This window comes from Staphylococcus pettenkoferi (assembly GCF_002902685.1).
Classification (GTDB): domain Bacteria; phylum Bacillota; class Bacilli; order Staphylococcales; family Staphylococcaceae; genus Staphylococcus; species Staphylococcus pettenkoferi.
In genome coordinates, this window is record NZ_PPRN01000094.1 from 1 (window position 1) to 3,419 (window position 3,419).

General features: G+C 36.8%; 1 protein-coding gene and 1 pseudogene. One reads left to right on the forward strand and one right to left on the reverse strand.

What is annotated here, in order from left to right:
* Positions 1 to 230 precede the first annotated feature (230 nt).
* On the reverse strand, positions 231 to 2,036 hold the full coding sequence (pepF, locus tag CD126_RS11760) for an oligoendopeptidase F (protein WP_103370523.1): 1,806 nt from the start codon (positions 2,034 to 2,036) through the stop codon (positions 231 to 233).
* Between the two features lie 255 nt (positions 2,037 to 2,291).
* On the opposite strand from pepF, the pseudogene CD126_RS11765 reads away from it, so the two are divergent.
* Positions 2,292 to 2,597, forward strand: a pseudogene (locus CD126_RS11765) (hypothetical protein); the annotation flags it as partial.
* Between the last annotated feature and the right edge of the window lie 822 nt (positions 2,598 to 3,419).

Here is a 3,419-nt window from a genome sequence, read left to right on the forward strand (position 1 = left end):
ATTATAGAGATATTCGTGCCTTTTTTGGTGTATAAAGAAAATTAACGGCTAGTGATTTTTTATCACCAACCATTAAAAGTGTACAGCCTAAATAAAAAGAAAATCCTAGTTCATGCATTGATTGAAGTGGTAGGATGAAGCGCCGAAGCATTGGCACTGCACCCTCACTAAATGATGAACTAGGATAATTTTATGTTGTATTTTAAAAATGTAATATGGTTTATAGAAGCTTAGCTTTCAATATCGTCAGTCAAACGTTCGAGCTCATCAACAAGTTTGCCAATGTAAGCGATTGTCTCTTTCAACGGTTGGTCTGTCGTGATATCAATACCTGCAGTTTGAGCTAAGTCGATTGGAGATAGACTACCTCCTGCTTTCAACGTCTTCAACCAATCTTGTACGGCTGGTTCACCTTCATTTTTAATACGCTGTGACATGACCGTTCCGATAGTTAAACCAGCAGAGTACGTGTAAGAATAAAGTCCCATATAGTAGTGCGGTTGACGCATCCAAGTTAATTCCGTACCTTCTGTAAGTTGTACACTATCACCGTAGAATTGTTGATAAACGTTGTACATAATTCGGTTCAATGTCTGTGCTGTTAACGATTCACCTTGATCAACTTTTTCATAAACCTCACGTTGGTAAGCAGCTTCTAATAAATGCGTGACCATATTATGGTAATACGTACGCGCAATGATAGAACCAATCACCCAACGCTGGAATTTAGGGTCATCATCTTGTTTAAACAAGTAATTCGCCATGAGCATTTCGTTCATTGTCGATGGTGCTTCAACGAAGTAAAGTGATGGTTCAGAATCTAAATAAGGTTGTGTGCTTTGTGCAAGCTTAAAGTGACCAGCATGACCTAATTCATGTGCTAACACGAAGGTTTCTGTCATTTTACCTGTCCAAGAGATAAAGACGTAAGAATGCGTTGCATAAGGACTCGCACAGTACGCGCCTGTCTCTTTACCTTTGTTCTGAGCGAAGTCAATCCAACGGTCACGGTAGGCTGTCTGTAGCATATCCACGTAATCGTCACCCATCACACTTAACGCACCATAGATATAGTCTTTCGATTGCTCAATGGAAATCTCCGGCTCATACGATGGATCTACAGAGACTTTCAAGTCCTCGAAACGCATGTCGTCGAGTTGATGGATACGTTTAATCAAACGCGCGTATTTCTGCATAATCGGCGCTAAATCTTCCATAATCACGTCGATTTGACGGTCATACATCTCACGTGTCACTTCCTGATCGCTGAGCAAGAAGTCGATGACAGAGTCGTAACCACGCATCGTCGCCTCAATCTTCTGTTGTTGCACGTGCATATTGTAAGTTGCTGCAGTCGTATGTTGATATTTTCTCAAACCTTCACTAAAATGTTTGAAAGCTTTGCGACGGAACTCAGGATCTGGATGATCTTCATATTCATTTTCGAATGTAGCATAATCCATCGGCACTGACTTGTCCTGGTGATTAAACGGTTCAAAGGTAATATCAAGCATCTTTGTAGTACCATATAAGTCGAATACACTATCAAATGTGGGCGAGAGGCTCGCTAACGTTTCTTCAACTTCAGGACTTAATTGAGATGTTTTTTTCTTTTTCAACTGTTTGAAGTAGTGTGGAACATTTGTTTCCGCAATCAGTTGATCCAAATCTTCGTCAGATAACGCAGTAATTTCCGACTCAACAAATGACAGTTGACTCGTGATTTGTCCCAATGTAGTATTGAGTTTCGCATTCAAAGTTTGTGCTGTATCATCCGTTGCATCTACACTTAAACGCAATTCACTGTAATTGACCATACTATCAATGTTGATGAGCAATTCAGTGAACGGTGTCAAGATATCTTTCACATCTTGCACGTGTTGAAGCGACCCTTTATATTGTTGATTAAACTGTTTGGCTTTCTCTAATGTCTGATTTAGAGTCTGGTAAAATACTTCATCAGATTCAAAGACATCTGTGATATCCCATTTTTCATTTTCCGCAACTTCATGTCGCGCTGGTAAATGATTTCCCATAGTCACACGCTCCTTTAATACGCTTTAGTTTACATTATACATGATTTCAGAGTGATAGACTGTTCACGCGATTTGCTTAGGATGAGTTATTTTATAATAAGGAGAGCCGTTTTTACTTAAAGAGCGCTTCGTCGGACAGAGGATCTATGATTGAAAAAAGAGGCGAAAGGGAAGGCGAGTAATAACTATTAATTCACAATCCATGTAAAATAAGCTAAACTAAAGTAACGATTGAACTAGAAAGGTTAGATACTTATGACGATCTTTGATATGCCGAACTATATGACTTATACGATTATCGGTATGGTGGTACTCACTTTATTATGCAATTTCGCACTTAATAAGTGGTTCACGCCGGCCGTGATTACATTCGTTGTACTCGGCGTTGTAGCATTCTTTATTCCAAACTTTGTGAATATCTCATACGAACCCTTGCTAGGCTATGCAGCTTTCCTTGCTGTAGTGAGTTTGCTCATTAGTTTTTTAAGTTGGTTCACAACACGCAATTGGCGTAAAAAACGTCGCGAGAAGAAACGTGAGAAAGAGATACGTAAACGTGGCGGTATTCCGAAAGAAGATGTTGAAGCATACCAACAAGAGAGACCAACAGCTAGACGTAATGAACCTGAGGCTGAAAATGACACATTAAGCCGCGTCAAAAGAAATGAATATGATAGATAAATATAGACGAAACCTCTATTTCGTAATTATTACGATTTAGAGGTTTTTTCAGTTAGATATTTAATGAGATGCTTTGTAGATTTTAAACATCTGAACTAAAAGCTTTGCCTCTAATATTGATTACAAAGTTGAGTTACATTTATATAATTAGTTAAGAATCTGTTGCAATTTGGAAAACCTATAAGTAGCATGTTGACGATCAATTATGGTGAAATAGTTTGGTATTATAACAACAGATTTAGAATTAACAAGAGTTAGAAAAAACAAATATATAGACCTTATGTAGTAATCAGTAATAACTTAGCAAACAGAAATGCTTCATTTAATTAAATACTTTCAATAACGTTAAGAAAAACTCTAAACCAGCAAAATTTAATATCCCGTACTTAAACTGGAAATTTGCTTATATTAATGACGAGATTCAAGTTGCTAATAAATATCATAGTGCAATGTATGGAAGATCTAACACCAGATGCAATAACTGTTTTAAGTAAAGTAAAGTTCAGAATTCACAAACTAATATAAACCGAATAGGTTATAAGAAGGAGATGAAATAGTCCCTTTTTAGAAATATAAATAACTTCCTATAATATATATTATGTAAACTAAAACGTAAACTTAAATGATGTAGGCTTATTCATGTATATATTATATCTAATCCTATAATTAGCATTTAACTTGTGATGATCCATAACTTGATTC

Bases quoted from the DNA above. Each gene is read 5' to 3' on its own strand.
- pepF (WP_103370523.1), bottom strand. From the start codon at position 2,036: ATGGGAAATCATTTACCAGCGCGACATGAAGTTGCGGAAAATGAAAAA.